Genomic DNA, 16,903 nt, shown 5'->3' on the forward strand with positions numbered 1-16,903 from the left:
TTACTTTTGGATGAATTACTCGACCGTAACGCTTTTAGCTAAATTACGTGGTTTATCAACATCTGTACCAAGGGCTACTGCAGTGTGATAAGCCAAGAGCTGGAGCGGAATAACGTGTAATAGCGGGGATAAATTACCGTAATGCTCTGGTAAGCGAATCACCTGAATACCATCTTCACTTCTAATTTCGGTACCCTGGTCAGCGAAAACATAAAGGCGACCTCCGCGAGCTTTGACCTCTTGCATATTCGATTTCAGTTTTTCGAGTAACAAGTCATTAGGCGCTACGGTAACAACCGGCATCGCCTCAGTCACTAAAGCAAGCGGTCCGTGCTTGAGCTCACCAGCTGGATAAGCTTCCGCATGGATATAAGAAATCTCTTTTAACTTTAGGGCGCCCTCAAGGGCGATCGGGAAATGCAAGCCGCGCCCCAAGAAAAGCGCATTTTGACAATTCGCGAATGCCTGGCTCCAGGCAATGATTTGTGGCTCTAATGCCAATACAGCATGAATGGCTTGTGGCAAATGGCGCAAATCATCGAATACTTTCTTCTCGGCCAGAAGTGATAAATGCCCTGAGCGTTTGGCAATCGCATTAGCCAATAAATACAACGCAACCAATTGAGTAGTGAAGGCCTTGGTCGACGCTACTCCAACTTCAGTACCAGCGTGTGTCAAAAAGTGCCATTTCGTTTCTCGCACCATCGCGCTCGACGCTACATTGCAAATTGATAAGCTTAGTGGGTGACCTAGCTCTTTGGCATGACGTAAGGCGGCTAAGGTGTCTGCTGTTTCTCCAGATTGGGAGACAACCACAATCAAGGTTCTTGGATTTGGAATCGATTGTCGATACCGGTATTCGCTAGCAATTTCAACCTGCGTCGGAATCTTTGCAATGTCTTCAAACCAATATTTAGCGACGCAGGCTGAGTAATAACTTGTTCCGCAGGCAAGGATCAATACCTGATCAAATTCCTGCCACTCTTGCGGACCCGCAGCAAATAAAGCCGGGCCAAGTTCAGCAATATTTGCAATCGTGTCGGAGACCGCACGGGCTTGCTCAAATATCTCCTTTTGCATGAAGTGCTGATAGGGCCCCAATTCAACTGCTTGCGCCTGAACGGGCATCGGTGTAATTTCACGCGTCATCGCCTGACCAGTTCGATCCCAAACCTCAAATCCATTAATAGTCATAGCAACCAGATCGCCCTCTTCTAAATAAGCCATGGTTTTGGCCTTACCGGCTAAAGCAAGCGCATCTGAAGATAAGTAGTGGCCATCTTCACCGATTGCAATAATGAGCGGTGAGCCGGCACGAGCGCCCACTAAGAGATGGGGCTCGGCTTGAGCAATGACGGCAATCGCATAAGCACCTTTTAATTGTTCGATCGCTTGCGCAACTGCGTTCTTTAGATCTGGCTTAGCAAGCTTAATAAATTCCTGATGAACTAAATGGGCAATGACCTCGGTATCAGTTTCCGATTCAAACACATAGCCAGATGCTTTTAGCTGATCGCGCAATACTTCATAGTTTTCAATAATGCCGTTATGCACAACCGCTATTTGGCCATTCGAAATATGTGGGTGCGCATTATGCGTATCGGGTCTGCCATGCGTCGCCCAACGCGTGTGCGCGATCCCAACCTGACCACAAAACTCCTGTGCTTGCTTTGCCAAATCAGCTACACGCGCAGTAGTTCTAGCTCGCTCGATCGGATGACCCGGTTGCTGACTATCAATCACGGCGAATCCGCAGGAATCATACCCACGATACTCTAAGCGTCGCAATCCCTCGATTAGGGTATCGACTACATTTGTTTTGGCAACTGCCCCAACGATTCCACACATAAAAAGGATTTACTTTCGAGCAATCTTTTTTGTTTTTGGCGACGCACTTTTCAATTTCGTGGGACGTTGCCATTCAATCGAAATTTGCTTTGCCCGCGATACCGTTAATTTTCCTGCAGGTGCATCCTTGGTGAGTGTAGTGCCTGCGCCTAGCGTGGCGCCTTTGCCTACCTTTACAGGGGCAACCAACTGCGTATCCGAGCCAATAAATACATCGTCTTCAATCACTGTTTGGTGCTTATTAACTCCATCGTAATTGCAAGTAATCGTGCCTGCGCCAATGTTGACGCGTGATCCAACAATCGAATCACCCACATACGCTAAGTGATTGGCTTTGCTCTGTGATGCAATTTTGCTATTTTTAACTTCTACAAAATTGCCAATATGAACATCGCTTGCCAATTCAGCGCCCGGCCGAATCCGTGCATAGGGTCCTATTCGATTAGCAGGGCCAATCCTAGCGCCGTCAAGATGGCTAAATGCTTCGATCGTGGTGCCCTCTCCAATGTTCGTATCTTTTAAGACGCAATAGGGTCCGATGCGAACCTGATCAGCTAGGGTTACGATTCCTTCAAAAACACAACCGACATCAATCCATACATCCTTGCCACAGCGCAACTCACCGCGAACATCGATTCGATTAGGATCAAAAAGCGTGACACCATTCTCTAAAAGCGCTTGAGCGATCTGACGCTGCAACACGCGCTCTAACTCCGCTAATTGTATGCGGTCGTTTACCCCCAGAATCTCATAATCATCGATCGCTTGGGCGGATCGCACTGGCACACCCGCCTTAACCGCCATGGCGATGACATCCGTTAAGTAATATTCACCTTGCGCATTTTTAGCTTTAATCCCTTTAAGCCACTTGCCCAATTGCTTAGTGGGCAAAACCATGATGCCGGTATTAATTTCTGAAATCGAGCGAATGGTCGAATTAGCATCCCTTTCCTCAACAATGGCTTGCACATTGCCATCAAGGTCGCGCACAATACGACCATAACCAAATGGATTTTGCATGCGGTGAGTTAGTAAACCAACTGCTCCATCGCTTAAGCGGGCAAGCTTATTTAAGGTTTCTTTAGAACATAGAGGTACATCGCCATACAACACGAGTGTGGGCAACGCAGGATTTAATTTTGGCAAAGCTTGCAATAGTGCATGGCCCGTTCCTTTTTGCTCTTTTTGCAAAACGGTCTTGACCTTATTAAAGCGCTGATCAAAATCAGCTAAATGGCCTAAGAATGTTTGAACCTGTTGTGCACCATGCCCAATCACAACAAGCGGCTGGGCCTTGGGCACAAGCGCTAATGCGGTTTCAAGCACATGCTGTAGTAACGGTTTTCCCGCTAGAGGCTGCAATACCTTTGGCAAAGCGGATTTCATACGCTTGCCTTGCCCAGCAGCCAAGATGACGATATTCATGGGATTAATTATAGGGCTTAGAAGCAACCTAGTGATGCAGATGGACGTACTTTAGTCCTTATGGATCCAGGTTAGCGATGACCAAGCGGGCTCTGTTGCGACACACACATCAATACCCTCATCGATTGCACGATCACCCTCATACGATTTAACGAAATGGGTCAAATCCGAGTGAATGGATAGATTCTGAAAATCAAAAGCGTCTTGGTCTAAAAGGTGAGATGGAACAATCTGATGTAAGGAACGAAACAGGTTTTCAATCCGACCAGGAAACTCCTTCTCCCACTCCCGTAGTAATTTTTTCATGGCAGCCCTTTGCAAATTGGGCTGACTGCCACATAAATCACAAGGAATAATTGGAAACTGCATCGATTGTGCATAGCGCTCGATTAATTTTTCAGGAACATACGCTAAAGGCCGAATGACCAAATGACGTCCATCATCAGAGCGCAATTTAGGCGGCATTGCTTTTAACTTGCCTCCATAAAACATATTGAGTAGTAATGTTTCTAAGATGTCATCGCGGTGGTGACCTAATGCGATCTTAGTTGCCCCCAGCTCATCGGCAACTCGATACAAAATCCCACGACGTAAACGAGAACATAATCCGCAGGTTGTTTTCCCCTCAGGAATCACCCGCTTCACAATGCTATAGGTATCTTGCTCTTCAATATGAAAAGGGATATTGAGTTCGCGTAAATAATTAGGTAGCGTGTCACTGGGAAAGTTAGGTTGTTTTTGATCTAAGTTCACAGCAACCAGATCAAATGAAATCGGCGCCCGTTCACGTAACTTCAATAAAATATCAAGTAAGGTATAGCTATCCTTACCGCCAGACAGACACACCATCACCTTATCACCATCGGCAATCATGCCAAAATCACCGATCGCTTGGCCAACCAGGCGACATAGTTTTTTATCTAGCTTATTCTCTTCAAATGCTTGCTTACGAGGGTCTACCATCGGCGGCTCCCATTAGTCAGATGCTTGCTTCATCTTAAAGACTTCAACACCAACCGCTTCACAATCCGGATAGACATCGGGCTTTGCAGTACTAACTCGTACCGCCATCACATTTGGATGCTCAAGAATTGCTGCCACGATCTCATCGCAGAGGGTTTCTTGTAAATGAATATGGCCGCGTTTAACGCGCTCTACGATGGTCTTTCGAATGAAATCATAATCAAGTACCTCTTCTAAAAGATCTTGCTTCGGGGTATTTAGTTCCAGGGGAACATAAATCTCGACATTGAAGATCACCCTCTGCTCGGCGCGCTTCTCAAAATCATGAACGCCAATATTGATATAAACCTCGTAGTCTTTCAAAAAGAGACGTCGACAATGAATCAGGCTTGGATGAGATAGTAATGAGTGCATAGAAACTATTATTTAATTTTGAACATCACATCCCGATCGGATGCAAGTAAATGTTGTCCGCCATCAACATACAGCGTAGTCCCCGTAATCGACTTAGCATTGGCTAAGAAAAATGCGGCGCTCGCAATATCCTGTGCGGTAGATGATTGCCCCAGCGGAGTAGCTTGGTGGGCTTTCTCAAACTCGGATTGACTCTGATCACCCGATGGCAAGGTAATCCCTGGGGCCAAACCAACAGAGCGCATATATGGGGCGAAATCGCGAGCCATCATTTCGGTAGCGGTTAATAAGGCACTTTTAGAAAGCGTATACGAAAAATAATCCGGATTTAAATTGATTAACTTTTGATCTAATAATTGAATGGTTGCGGGAACAAAGTCTTTGCTGATTGGCTGAGTCTTAAGATGATGAAACATTGCTTGAGCCATCAGAATTGGGGCTGCAAGATTAATTTGGGCATGGCGCTCAATTAAGTTCGCACTCACCAAATGATCGTCCTGGCTGGGTCGATCGTATTCGAAAATTGCAGCACTATTAATTAGACAATCAATTCTTGAAAATTGATTGATGCTTTTTTCGATCAAAGATTCGACTTCTGCTTGATGCGACAAATTTGCCTGCAGCGCAATCGCCTTCACTCCCAATCCATGAATCTCAGCAACCACGGCTTTTGCCTCTTGGGTAGATTGGCCATAATGAACAATGACATTCCAGCCTTCGCGAGCAAAATACAGGGCGATTTCTCGACCAAGGCGCTTGGCTGCGCCGGTGACCAAAACTGTCCGATCTGCCATTGTTTTCATGTGCTGTAGAAAAAACTCACTTAGACTAGCGAGCTATGGATATTAACCTGACACGGGCGCAAGCGGAACATTTAGAGGCCATCCTAACCAAAATTTCCCAAGAAATTCAGGAAAAGGGTGGTTGGATCCCCTTTTCACGTTACATGGAGCTCGCCCTGTATCAGCCTAGCCTGGGTTATTACACCAGCGCCCTAGAAAAATTTGGACGCTCTGGAGATTTCATAACCGCTCCAGAAATCAGCCCATTTTTTGGCCAAACCATTGTTAATACGATTCTGCCCGTACTAGAAGGATTAAGAAAGCAGGGGCAACAGACCCGCATCATCGAAATCGGCGCGGGGACAGGGCAGCTTGCCAAGACGATCCTATTGGATCTGCACCGTCGCGGCTTTAAACTCGATGAATATCACATCATTGATGTGTCACCGAATTTAACTGAACGTCAACAAAAATTACTGCTAGACATATGTCGCAGTCATGGGATTGAAACGCATTGTCAGTGGCATTCAGAGGTATTGCCTTCTTTTCATGGCGTCGTTATGGCCAATGAAGTACTCGATGCAATTCCCTGTGAACGTATTGTGTATCAAGACCATGCTTGGCACTATGCTGGGGTTGGGCTTGGAACAGAGCCTGATCAATTTCTTATATCTGTACCCGGAGAAAAACTAGAGGTCCAACCATTGATCAACTGCGCGAGCAATGGGTATATGACTGAAATCCACCCTCAGGCCGAGGCTTGGTTTGCAAAAGTGATTGATCGGCTCGATGAGGGTTTATTGCTGATAATTGACTATGGCTTTCACCAGCAGGAGTATTACCACCCCCAACGAAATACCGGCACACTCATGGCGCACTTTCATCATCAAGCGCTAAGCAATGTGCTAGCCTTACCCGGTATCTCGGATATCACCTGCCACATCAATTTCTCGAAGCTTTTGCATTCAATAGAGAACAAAGAAAATGTACAGTCATTTTTTTCTAGCCAAGCATCGTACTTGTTGGATGCTGGCATTACCGATTTAGTATTGCAGCAATCTGATCCAAGCGACCCTCAGCAGATGATCGCCATATCGAATGGAATACAGAAATTAATTTCAGAAGCTGAAATGGGAGAGCTCTTCAAAGTATTGGCTTTCGGTAAACACCTAAAAGCTCTTGATTTGGATCTCTATGCACTCCCCGGCTTTGGGGGCCGTAACCGAGTTTATTAAGACAGCGCTTCTTGAATGGTGAAGAGGCGCACCCTCTCAAGCTCCGTATGAATTGCTTTACCTAACTCATTGACATCTGAGCGTTGGCTTACAGACTTCGCAATTTGTCCGGCATCAATACCTATCAATTTGCTAACCAGCTTTTGCCAAACTGCTATATCAATCCCTAGCACCTCAAAAAGACTAAGTAGTTCCATGATACGGTGAGGCTTTCTCCATAAGTCAGCCCGATTAAAAAATGCCAGAATATCGTTTGGAATTAATTTGGAGTGCACTGACTCAAAATCCGCCGCAATCTGGCAATATTCGGCAATCTCATTTGGCACCTTCGACCCACGAGCCCACTCCTGGATTTCGGCTGGAGGAATGGTTCTTGATAAACAGGCGATACGCTGATTTAGCTCGGGGCGCGCCGCGACAACTAAATGCATTGAATGCCGAATGCTCTTTTGAGCAGCTTCCTGATGCCACTGTTTCTCAAAGCTAGCTGGCAACACATCCGATAGGGCATTGCACTGATTAAGTGTTTCGATAAAGCGGAGTGGATCTGTTTCTTCCATGGCACGCGCTAGCTCTTGCCAGATGCGCTCCTTTGATAAGGTTTCTAACTCACGCGTGCGAACCATTCGCCCCATGAGAACGAGTGTCTCGGGCGCGATATGAAAATCTGGAAAACGTGCTGCAAATCGGGCAACGCGTAATACCCTTAAAGGGTCCTCTAAAAAGGCATTTGAGACATGTCGCAATATGCCCGCCCTCAGATCAACCTGACCGCCATAGGGATCAACGATCTCTCCGACCGGCTCACCGACATCATTGACTGCTTCGGCCATGGCATTGATGGTCAAGTCGCGCCGTTGCAGATCCTCCTCTAGGGTCACGCTTGGATCTGCATGAAAAGTAAAGCCCTGGTGACCCGGCGCTGTCTTGCGCTCCGTCCTAGCTAGTGCGTATTCTGCATTGGTGATGGGATGCAAAAATACTGGGAAATGACTCCCCACCGGCCGAAATCCTTTTTGCATCATTTCATCGGCAGTTCCGCCAACCACTACGTAATCGACATCATGAACCGCTCTTCCAAGCAAACGGTCCCGTACTGCCCCGCCGACTTGATAAATCTTCAAGTCAGCAAACTCTCAATACGCTGTTTGGCAATCCTAAACTCATCAACCAAAGCGTCTTTTCCACCCGCAGGCAATATATTGGGGATACTCATGGAGGCAATATTGTCACGGGACATTAAAGTGGGGCCTGGGCCAAACTCAAATGCCAATGCCTGAAGGTATCCAACCCAATTTGGCAATGAAACAATGAGACGATCCTTACCCGCTTTGCGAGCCGCAAATTCAACCAATTGTTTCATCGTGAACACTTCAGGACCGACCAAATCATAGGTCTGATGAATGGTACTAAGGTGAGTTAATGCCATGACAAATGCACTGGCAACATCGTTTACGCTTACCGGCTGAAACTTGGCATGTGAATATGCCAATGGAATCACTGGGAATACCTTCGCTAGATTAGCAAATGTATTAATGAACTGATCATGCTCTCCAAAAATGACCGATGGTCTAAAAATGGTCCAATCTAAACCGCTGGCTAGCACCCGATTTTCACCGTCGCCCTTACTGCGTTGATACATGGAAGGGCCATTCGAGTCGGCACCCAAAGCGCTCATGTGCAAATAGCGTCTGAGCTGTTTGGCTTTCATGGCCTCAATGATCATCTGAGGTAAATCCACATGAACTCTTTTAAAACCAGGGCCATATGGTTTTGCTACTTGATCTTGCAAGATACCAACTAGGTTGATAACCGCTCCGTGTGGCTTTACGTGTCCGCACAAGCGTTCAATAACTCCAGGCTGATTTACATCTGCTTCAACTAAGGTCACACTAGGTAATAGTCGTAGGTCTCGCATAGCGCTATAACGCCGCGATGGAATCAATACGGAGTAGCCTTTACTTTGCAGCTTCTGGCTAATCGCCTTGCCAACAAAGCCGCTCCCGCCAATTAATAAAATGTCATGTTTCATGGTAGTTCACTCAATACGGCAGTTTTAGGGGCAATCACTCCCAGGCGTTGTTTCATGGGAGTGGTTTGTCCATCCATTAAAAGTGAATAGTAGCTCGCATTGGCGAGTACATTCTTCACATAAGTACGTGTCTCATTAAAGGGAATCGATTCCACAAAAATTGCTCCTTCAGTGGATTGGTTTAATCTCTCTCGCCACGATTTTGGCCGTGATGGGCCGGCATTGTAGGCGGCAGACGCCAATACCCAAGAGTCATCAAGGTCTTTTAAAACCATATTTAAGTAATGGCTTCCCAAGGTCAAATTTGTTTGCGTTTCTTTGAGACGTTCATTGGTATAGGAATTCATACCGATTTTCTTAGCAACATACTTGGCGGTATTGGGCATCACCTGCATCAAACCCGAAGCGCCCACTGATGATGAGGCGTTGGTAATGAACCGAGACTCTTGACGGATCAAACCATAAGCCCAGGCTAAGTTCAAGTCGATGTTTTTAGCAATTGGACTGAGTTGATCTTTAAAGGGCGTTGGATAACGCAGGGCAAAATCATGCTCGCCTTTGGTACGATCGGCCGTATTGACCGTACGATCATATAAATGGATGCGTTTGGCATATTCTGCAGCGGCTAATAACTGGCGATCGCTCATGCCACGTAACTCCCAGTTCCATTCACGATTTCCTTCAAAGCGAAGGTTCATGGCATAAAAACGCTCAGCCCGAGTAAACCCAGGGCGCTTACCCATCTCCTTAATTTCCCCGTCGCTAACTTTCACTTTGGGCGGAATCACAATAGGCTTACCCAACTCCTCGCGGGCTAACTGTCCATAAAAATTAAATTGGTCTTCCAGCAACTGAAACTGCACATTGGCTTTCTCTGGATCGCCCAACTCTTTTAATGATCTGCCGTACCAATAAGTCCACGCTGGATCGCGTTCGCGAACGACCGGATTCATGGATTCAATCGACTCGCGCACCAGCTGCCAATCGTGAGCCCGTAAAGCCGTACGAACTTTCCATTCCTGAGTTTCTGCGGATAGTAAGGAATTAAAGCCCAATTGCTGTTGACGCCGATAGGCATCGTATGCGTTGCGATCTAAGCGTTTTGCTAAAAATTGCCCAATCACACCCCATGCCATCGCTTGATCTTCTTTGCTATAGCGCAAGCTAGTTTGCAAGAAGTCACGATACGTTTTAGTTGAGTCTGCTCTTGCGCTACGCACTATGCTAGCAATCGGATCCTCTCCGCCGATGCGTCGCCCTGCGGTTTCAAAATTCATTTCAGCAGCAGCGCGACCAAGCGCTCTTGCCTGAGAGTTGGATAGACCATTTGCCTGGACTAATGCAGGCACCAACTCTTGGCAAGCAGACCCAAACTGGCGAGGATCAACCATGATTTTGAGTGTATCTTGACCAACACGCTTTGCGTCCTCTTGCTTTATCAGCCGTGAATGAAGCGCATAACACTTCACATTCGTATCGTCATCCAAAACAAACTTTGGATACTCTCGATCAAATTGGGTCCAATCTTTTCGCTTGCCAAGAACTAGCAGCCAATCGTTACGCATGCGATCACCAATCGCAGTCCCCTCATAGGTTTTTAGAAAAGCCCCAACCTCTTCGTCGACCGAGGAATCTGCCCGCGCCTCATTTCCCCTATCAAACATTTGGGGTTTGATTCGAAAATACCTCACATAATCCGTATCCGGATAGTTACTTAATTGCGCTGAGAGCTGTTGGGTTTTTGGTACATCATTACGCCGTGCAGCATCGCGTAGCTCAATAAATAATTTATCAGCTTCTGTGATCTCAAAAGGAGTTGGCTGACCTTGGGAGGATTTGTTGAGATTTGGCTTTTTAGCAAAGCCACTTTCCCAGGCTCCCAAGCAAAGTACTAGGATTGCAAAAAGAAGAAAATGCTTGATCGGAGGTTTTGGCATAAAAGCAAAATTTTGGGTCATTTTGTTATTTTCACCCGATAATAAGTGCCATGCATACCCCTATTCATCAAATTCGACAGGATCTTTTGAGGCGGCGCACGTCATTTGCTCAATCCCCCGAATTTGATCCTGCATATGCCCATTTTTTATCGTATTTCAGTCAATTTCTACTTCAAGAAGCAGGGGCATATCAATCCATTGCATTTTGCTGGCCTTATCGTGACGAACTTGATCTACGCGAGCCCCTGCGTGAATGGCGATCCTCAAACCCGAATCGATACCTCCTATTACCCAAAGTTAGACCCGATCGGCAATTAAGCTTTTATACCTGGTCGGACTCTGACCCCCTGATTCTCAATACCTATGGGATTGCGGAACCCGATCCGACTGCAAGCGGTGTGCAAAGCAAGACCCCCGACTGCATCCTGATTCCCTGTGTTGGGTGGCTCAATTATCAGAACCAATACTGGCGGCTTGGCTATGGAGGAGGTTATTTTGATCGTACCATTGCTTCCTTGAAGCAGACGGGGCATCGATTCACAACGATTGGCATCGCATTTGACTGGCAGGCACTAGATCTTGATCGCTGGACCCCCGAGGTTCATGATCAGGCGCTTGATTTGGTGGTCACAAACTTTGGTATCTATCGAAGCTCGATTAAGTCTTAGATGCTTGGTCCAATTGTAGATTCTGAGCAATACGAATCACGGGCTCTGCTTGGTTTAGCGAGTAAAAATGTAGTCCAGGCACTCCAGCAACGATAAGTTGCTCGCACAATGCGCTCACCACATCCTCGCCAAAGGCTTTAATCGAAGCGCTGTCATCGCCGTATGCCAAAAGACGCAGACGAATCCAGCGCGGTATTTCTGCGCCGCATGCATCTGAAAAACGTAGCAATTGGGTACTACTGGTAATCGGCATAATGCCGGCAACCACAGGCACATCAACACCTAATTGATAAGCATCATCTACAAACCGAAAATACGCATCGCTGTTAAAAAAGTATTGGGTAATTGCTGAGTTAGCGCCCGCCTTAATTTTTTGGGCAAAGTAGGCGACATCCTTGCTGGGCGACTGCGCCTGCGGATGGGTCTCGGGATAAGCGGCTACCTCAATATGAAACCAGTCACCGGTCTCTTGGCGAATAAATTCCACTAACTGATTGGCATGCTGCAGCTCACCGTATTGCCCCATGCCAGAAGGTAAATCACCACGTAAGGCCACAATTCGTTTGATACCCAAGGCCTTGTATTGTGCAAGAAGTTTCCCAATTAATTCCTTAGAGCTACCCACACACGATAAATGAGGAGCTACTACCTCTCCCGCCCGATGAATTGCCTCAACGGTCTGCAAGGTTCCCGATTGAGTCGAACCGCCCGCACCAAAGGTCACCGAATAAAAGGCGGGCTGCAGTGCCGCTGTGATTCGCTCTCGCGTTTGCAACAAGCGTGCCTCCCCCTCCGGGGTTTTGGGGGGGAAGAACTCGACGCTTAATTCCATAGCAAACCCTTTAGCTTTTTAATAACGATAAGTTTCGGGCTTAAATGGGCCTTCTTTCTTAACGCCAATGTAAGCCGCTTGTTGATCCGAAAGCTCCGTTAACTGTGCGTTCAATTTCTTCAGTTGCAAACGAGCAACTTTTTCATCTAAATGCTTAGGCAAGGTATAGACCCCAACAGGATATTTATTCGTCCCTGCCGCACCCCAGAGCTCGATCTGTGCAATCACTTGATTGGCAAACGAAGAGCTCATGACATACGAAGGGTGTCCAGTACCGCAGCCTAAGTTCACTAAACGGCCCTTGGCCAAAATAATCAGGCGCTTTTCTGGAAGACCGTTGGCCGCTGGGAAGATCACGTGGTCAACCTGTGGCTTAATTTCTTCCCATTGGTATTTTTCAATACTAGCAATATCAATTTCGTTATCAAAGTGGCCGATATTGCACACAATCGCCTGGTCTTTCATCTTCTTCATATGATCGTGCGTAATAACGTGATAGTTACCAGTGGCAGTCACAAAAATATCGGCTTTGTCGGCGGCATACTCCATCGTGACTACGCGATATCCTTCCATCGCGGCCTGAAGCGCACAGATTGGATCAACCTCTGTAACCCATACTTGAGCTGAGAGGGCTCGCAATGCTTGTGCAGAGCCTTTACCCACATCACCATAACCAGCCACAACGGCAATCTTGCCGGCAATCATCACGTCAGTTGCGCGCTTAATTGCATCGACTAAGGATTCGCGGCAGCCGTACAAATTATCAAATTTGCTCTTAGTAACTGAGTCATTGACGTTAATGGCTGGGAAATGCAATTCGCCTTTGGCGTGCATTTGATAAAGACGATGCACACCCGTTGTGGTTTCTTCGGTAACGCCGTTAATCTTCGCTAACCGAGTTGAGTACCATGTTGGATCGATCGCCAATTTACTCTTAATCGCCGCAAAGAGAATACGTTCCTCTTCGCTCGTTGGATGGTTCAGAACGGCTTGGTCTTTTTCAGCCTTACTGCCTAGGTGTAGCAACAGGGTTGCGTCACCACCGTCATCCAAGATCATATTGCTGTATCCACCATCGGCCCACTCAAAGATCTTATGAGTGAAATCCCAATACTGCTCGAGGGTCTCACCTTTAATCGCAAATACTGGGGTGCCATTCGCAGCGATCGCGGCAGCAGCATGGTCTTGTGTTGAAAAAATATTACATGATGCCCAGCGCACTTCGGCACCCAAGGCCTCAAGCGTTTCAATCAGAACCGCAGTTTGAATGGTCATGTGTAGCGATCCGGTGATGCGCGCGCCGCGCAATGGCTGCTTGGCGGCAAACTCTTCACGAATCGCCATCAAACCAGGCATCTCGGTTTCTGCAATTTTGATTTCTTTACGGCCAAAGTCGGCTAAGCCAATATCGGCAATTGCAAAATCGCCATTTAACTTTAAATCAGCAACGGTATTCATGAATAGCTCCAGCTAAAGAACGCCAGCGGAGCCAATAGTGACTCGCTAACCGCCAGCATTCGGGTTAGCGAGCGCAGTTGCAATGAAGTTACTAAGTAACTCCCCTTCAAGCCTGGGGGGCGACGATGCGCCCCTTGCAACGCTCCTTGAAGGAATTGCCTAAATTGTAATCAATTTTGGGCTAGAGGCCTGCGCCAGCCTTCAAAGCAGCCGCCTTGTCCTTGCGCTCCCATGTGAATTCAGGCTCCTCGCGGCCAAAATGGCCATATGCAGCGGTCTTTTTATAAATAGGCCGCAAGAGATCAAGCATTTTCACAATACCCTTCGGACGCAGATCAAAATGCTCAGATACAAGTTTTGCAATCTGCTCATCCGCAATCTTGCCAGTACCAAAGGTGCTAACCATCACCGATGTAGGACGAGCCACACCAATCGCATACGAGATCTGAATGAGGCATTTACTTGCCAGACCTGCAGCGACTACATTCTTAGCTACATAGCGGCCAGCGTAGGCAGCCGATCGATCCACCTTAGACGGATCTTTCCCAGAAAATGCACCGCCACCGTGAGGAGCTGCGCCACCGTAAGTATCCACAATAATTTTGCGTCCGGTGAGACCGCAATCGCCTTGGGGGCCGCCAATCACAAAACGACCGGTTGGGTTTACTAAATATTTAATATCGCCCTTGATTAAATGCTTAGGTAAAACGGGTTTGATAATTTCTTCAATCACCGCTTCACGTAATTTCTCCAAAGGAATATCCGCAGCATGCTGTGTCGATAGCACTACCGTATCAATCGAGTCAGGCTTTCCATCGACATAGCGCAAGGTCACTTGGGATTTTGCATCGGGGCGTAGCCAATTTAGACGCCCATCGCGACGCAATTGAGATTGGCGCTCGACTAGACGGTGCGACAAATAAATTGGAAGGGGCATTAACTCAGGGGTCTCATCGCAGGCATAACCAAACATTAATCCCTGATCGCCTGCACCTTGATCTAAGCCATCATCGTGCGCTTTATCAACACCTTGCGCAATGTCTGGACTTTGTTTGTCATAAGCCACCAAAACTGCGCAGCCTTTGTAATCGATGCCGTATTCAGTGTTGTCATAGCCAATCTCGCGCAGGGTATTGCGTGCGACTTGAATGTAATCAACATTAGCATTGGTGGTAATTTCACCAGCGAGAACTACTAAGCCAGTATTACAAAGTGTCTCAGCGGCAACACGCGCCTTTGGATCTTGTGCCAAGATCGCATCTAAGATTGAATCTGAGATTTGGTCTGCAACTTTATCGGGATGTCCCTCAGAAACCGATTCTGAGGTAAAGAAATAATCATTAGCCATTCTATTCTCCATTTAATTAAGCACTGACAACACCACGTGCCGGGGAATACAACGGCGACGCTTTAGCAGATTTTTTTAATTCGCCCCGCAAGTTGTCTTTAACTCGGCGAATAACCAAATTCTATCGCATCTATGGACTGGCCGCCAAATCGCATAGTGAATTGAATATCATTAGCAAATGTCACAGTGGGCTTTGAATTTCATTCTAAAAGGTATCGCCAGTCTCCCCTTGAGTTTGGCTCAGATTCTGGGTGGCTTGGGCGGAATGATGGCCTATACCTTTTCCTCTCATTTTCGTGGCTTATTTCAAGAAAACTATCGCCATGCGATGCAACTTCATGGCAAGACAACTCATCCATGGAAAGCGGCTGCAGCCTCTGGCATGCTTTTTATCGACAGCCTTTGGATCTGGCATAACCCCCAAAAAGCACTTTCACGCGCTCACATTCAAGACTGGAGCCCAGTCGATCAAGCAGTTCAAGAGGGCAAGGGCTTGGTGATGCTCACACCCCATCTTGGCGGCTTTGAAATCATTCCCCGCATATTGGCCAATCATTTCCCGGCCACCATCTTGTATCGGCCGGCCCGTCAAGAATGGTTAAATCATCTGATCGAAGAGCAACGCGCCTATCCCAATATGCACTTTGTACCCACCAATCTGCAAGGAGTACGAAAAATGGTCAAAGCCCTTCAAGAGAGTGAGGCGATTGGCATTCTTCCAGATCAGGTGCCCAGTGGCGGTGATGGGGTGTGGGTAAAGTTTTTTAATCGCTATGCTTACACGACCCCACTGCCCGCTCGCTTAGCGAATCGCAATCAAACCCCTGTCATCTTGTTTTCAGCCATTCGCAAATCGCTTGGCCAAGGCTGGATCATTAAAGCGCAACGCCTAAAGGCATTTTCAGAGGATCCCTATCAGGCGGCCACTCAAATGAACGAGGCGATTGAAGCAGTTATTCTTGAGGCTCCAGAGCAATTTATTTGGTCGTACAACCGTTATAAACACCCCGAGGGCGCCGAGCTTCCGCCCCAAGACTAATCACTCGATGAGCTGGCTACATACCCTCCTCAATTACATTGGCCTGAGCATTCTTAAGCTTTTTGCTTTCCTGCCCTACGCATGGACCGTTCAAATTGGGTACGGCCTCGGATCACTATTTGGGCGACTGCCTCACCAACGTAAATATGTTGTTCTTCGTAATTTAGAACTGTGTTTTCCAAATCTCACTACCGATCAACTACAAACCTTAGCTAATGAGCACTGGCGCCTATTGGGGCGTGCAGTGATTGAGCGCAGCCGTGTTTGGCTTGGCAGTGCAGAGCAAATTTTCTCGATGGTCGACATTGAGACCGAAATTCCTTTAGGAGATAACAAACCTCGGATTTTGGTGATCCCCCACTTTGTCGGCTTTGAATGTGGATTCATGGCGCTCTCCGCCCTTGGGGAAAAAAATGGCTGGCAGCGTGGTGCTGGCTTTTATCAAAATATGAAGAACCCATTTTTCAATCAAAAAATTATTGAATGGCGTAATCGCTTCGGCGCGAAGTCTATCAATCGACAAAATAGACTTTTTGACTTAATTCGAGAAATTCGTAAAGGCAATTTTGTCGTCATTGCTCCCGATATTGATCTTGGTCCTAAAGACTCGGTTTTTGTACCCTTTTTTGGCATACCAACCAATACAATCACTGCAATATCGCGTCTAGCAAAAGCATGTGATGCGGAAGTATGTTTGATGATCACAACACTGAATGCGGATAAGAGTAAATACATTTGCAAAATCCATAAAGCGCTGCCCAATTTTCCAAGCGATGATCCGGTGTCTGACACTGCTCGGCTAAATCAATACTTTGAAGAAGAAATTCGTAAACGCCCCGCTGAATACTATTGGGTTCATAAACGCTTTAAATATCGCCCTCCAGGCGAAGCAAGCTTGTATGATTAGTCTCACAGATACTAA

14 protein-coding genes, 1 pseudogene and 1 riboswitch are annotated in these 16,903 nt (G+C 46.9%); of the genes and pseudogenes, 4 read left to right on the forward strand and 11 right to left on the reverse strand.

Annotated elements, in window-relative coordinates; all coding sequences use genetic code 11:
* Positions 1 to 15 precede the first annotated feature (15 nt).
* The 5 genes from glmS to QUE64_RS08760 are packed head-to-tail and all read right to left on the reverse strand — an operon-like array spanning position 16 to position 5,453.
* The gene (gene glmS, locus QUE64_RS08740; RefSeq protein ID WP_286225364.1) at positions 16 to 1,848 is read right to left on the reverse strand and encodes a glutamine--fructose-6-phosphate transaminase (isomerizing); all 1,833 of its coding nucleotides are present in this window, start codon (positions 1,846 to 1,848) and stop codon (positions 16 to 18) included.
* 9 nt (positions 1,849 to 1,857) lie between these two features.
* On the reverse strand, positions 1,858 to 3,273 hold the full coding sequence (glmU, locus tag QUE64_RS08745; protein ID WP_286223656.1) for a bifunctional UDP-N-acetylglucosamine diphosphorylase/glucosamine-1-phosphate N-acetyltransferase GlmU: 1,416 nt from the start codon (positions 3,271 to 3,273) through the stop codon (positions 1,858 to 1,860).
* Between the two features lie 51 nt (positions 3,274 to 3,324).
* Positions 3,325 to 4,236: a tRNA 2-thiocytidine(32) synthetase TtcA gene (gene ttcA / locus QUE64_RS08750; protein WP_286225365.1), complete on the reverse strand. Its 912-nt coding sequence runs from the start codon at positions 4,234 to 4,236 to the stop codon at positions 3,325 to 3,327.
* Positions 4,237 to 4,248: 12 nt separating this feature from the next.
* The gene (locus QUE64_RS08755; RefSeq protein WP_286223658.1) at positions 4,249 to 4,650 is read right to left on the reverse strand and encodes a dihydroneopterin aldolase; all 402 of its coding nucleotides are present in this window, start codon (positions 4,648 to 4,650) and stop codon (positions 4,249 to 4,251) included.
* 8 nt (positions 4,651 to 4,658) lie between these two features.
* Positions 4,659 to 5,453: an SDR family oxidoreductase gene (locus QUE64_RS08760; RefSeq protein WP_286225366.1), complete on the reverse strand. Its 795-nt coding sequence runs from the start codon at positions 5,451 to 5,453 to the stop codon at positions 4,659 to 4,661.
* Positions 5,454 to 5,488: 35 nt separating this feature from the next.
* Here QUE64_RS08760 and QUE64_RS08765 point away from each other — a divergent pair, with 35 nt between their 5' ends.
* A complete protein-coding gene (locus tag QUE64_RS08765; protein WP_286225367.1) occupies positions 5,489 to 6,667 on the forward strand; it encodes a class I SAM-dependent methyltransferase in 1,179 nt (392 codons plus the stop codon).
* A 488-nt stretch (positions 6,668 to 7,155) separates the two neighbouring features.
* Here the strand turns inward: QUE64_RS08765 and QUE64_RS09095 are convergent.
* The 3 genes and pseudogenes from QUE64_RS09095 to QUE64_RS08780 form a co-directional block, all read right to left on the reverse strand.
* A pseudogene (locus tag QUE64_RS09095) lies at positions 7,156 to 7,791 on the reverse strand (hypothetical protein); the annotation flags it as partial.
* Positions 7,788 to 8,699 carry a complex I NDUFA9 subunit family protein gene (locus tag QUE64_RS08775; RefSeq protein ID WP_286225369.1) on the reverse strand — a complete coding sequence of 304 codons (912 nt, stop codon included), beginning with the start codon at positions 8,697 to 8,699 and terminating at the stop codon, positions 7,788 to 7,790. The gene QUE64_RS08775 and the pseudogene QUE64_RS09095, both read right to left, overlap by 4 nt.
* On the reverse strand, positions 8,696 to 10,657 hold the full coding sequence (locus tag QUE64_RS08780; protein WP_286225370.1) for a lytic transglycosylase domain-containing protein: 1,962 nt from the start codon (positions 10,655 to 10,657) through the stop codon (positions 8,696 to 8,698). Before QUE64_RS08780 ends, QUE64_RS08775 begins: the two co-directional genes overlap by 4 nt.
* A gap of 29 nt (positions 10,658 to 10,686) precedes the next feature.
* Here QUE64_RS08780 and QUE64_RS08785 point away from each other — a divergent pair, with 29 nt between their 5' ends.
* Entirely contained in the window at positions 10,687 to 11,304 is a 618-nt protein-coding gene (locus QUE64_RS08785; protein ID WP_286225371.1) for a 5-formyltetrahydrofolate cyclo-ligase, read from the forward strand.
* Here QUE64_RS08785 and metF read toward each other — a convergent pair.
* From metF to metK, 3 genes are all read right to left on the reverse strand, one after another.
* Positions 11,294 to 12,136, reverse strand: coding sequence for a methylenetetrahydrofolate reductase [NAD(P)H] (gene metF, locus QUE64_RS08790; protein ID WP_286225372.1), 843 nt, complete (start codon positions 12,134 to 12,136; stop codon positions 11,294 to 11,296). The genes QUE64_RS08785 and metF overlap by 11 nt on opposite strands.
* An 18-nt stretch (positions 12,137 to 12,154) precedes the next feature.
* Positions 12,155 to 13,594, reverse strand: a complete 1,440-nt coding sequence (gene ahcY / locus QUE64_RS08795) for an adenosylhomocysteinase (protein WP_286223666.1) — start codon at positions 13,592 to 13,594, stop codon at positions 12,155 to 12,157.
* 62 nt (positions 13,595 to 13,656) lie between these two features.
* Positions 13,657 to 13,748, reverse strand: a riboswitch (S-adenosyl-L-homocysteine riboswitch).
* Positions 13,749 to 13,775: 27 nt separating this feature from the next.
* Positions 13,776 to 14,942 (reverse strand): methionine adenosyltransferase, encoded by a 1,167-nt coding sequence (metK, locus tag QUE64_RS08800; RefSeq protein ID WP_286225373.1) that lies wholly within the window; start codon positions 14,940 to 14,942, stop codon positions 13,776 to 13,778.
* A gap of 178 nt (positions 14,943 to 15,120) precedes the next feature.
* Between metK and QUE64_RS08805 the strand changes: the two genes are divergently transcribed.
* Together QUE64_RS08805 and QUE64_RS08810 are read left to right on the forward strand one after the other, a co-directional pair.
* On the forward strand, positions 15,121 to 15,981 hold the full coding sequence (locus QUE64_RS08805; protein WP_286225374.1) for a lysophospholipid acyltransferase family protein: 861 nt from the start codon (positions 15,121 to 15,123) through the stop codon (positions 15,979 to 15,981).
* Positions 15,982 to 15,988: 7 nt separating this feature from the next.
* Positions 15,989 to 16,888, forward strand: a complete 900-nt coding sequence (locus QUE64_RS08810; protein WP_286225375.1) for an LpxL/LpxP family acyltransferase — start codon at positions 15,989 to 15,991, stop codon at positions 16,886 to 16,888.
* Positions 16,889 to 16,903: the final 15 nt, after the last annotated feature.

This window comes from Polynucleobacter sp. HIN7 (assembly GCF_030297595.1).
Lineage (GTDB): Bacteria > Pseudomonadota > Gammaproteobacteria > Burkholderiales > Burkholderiaceae > Polynucleobacter.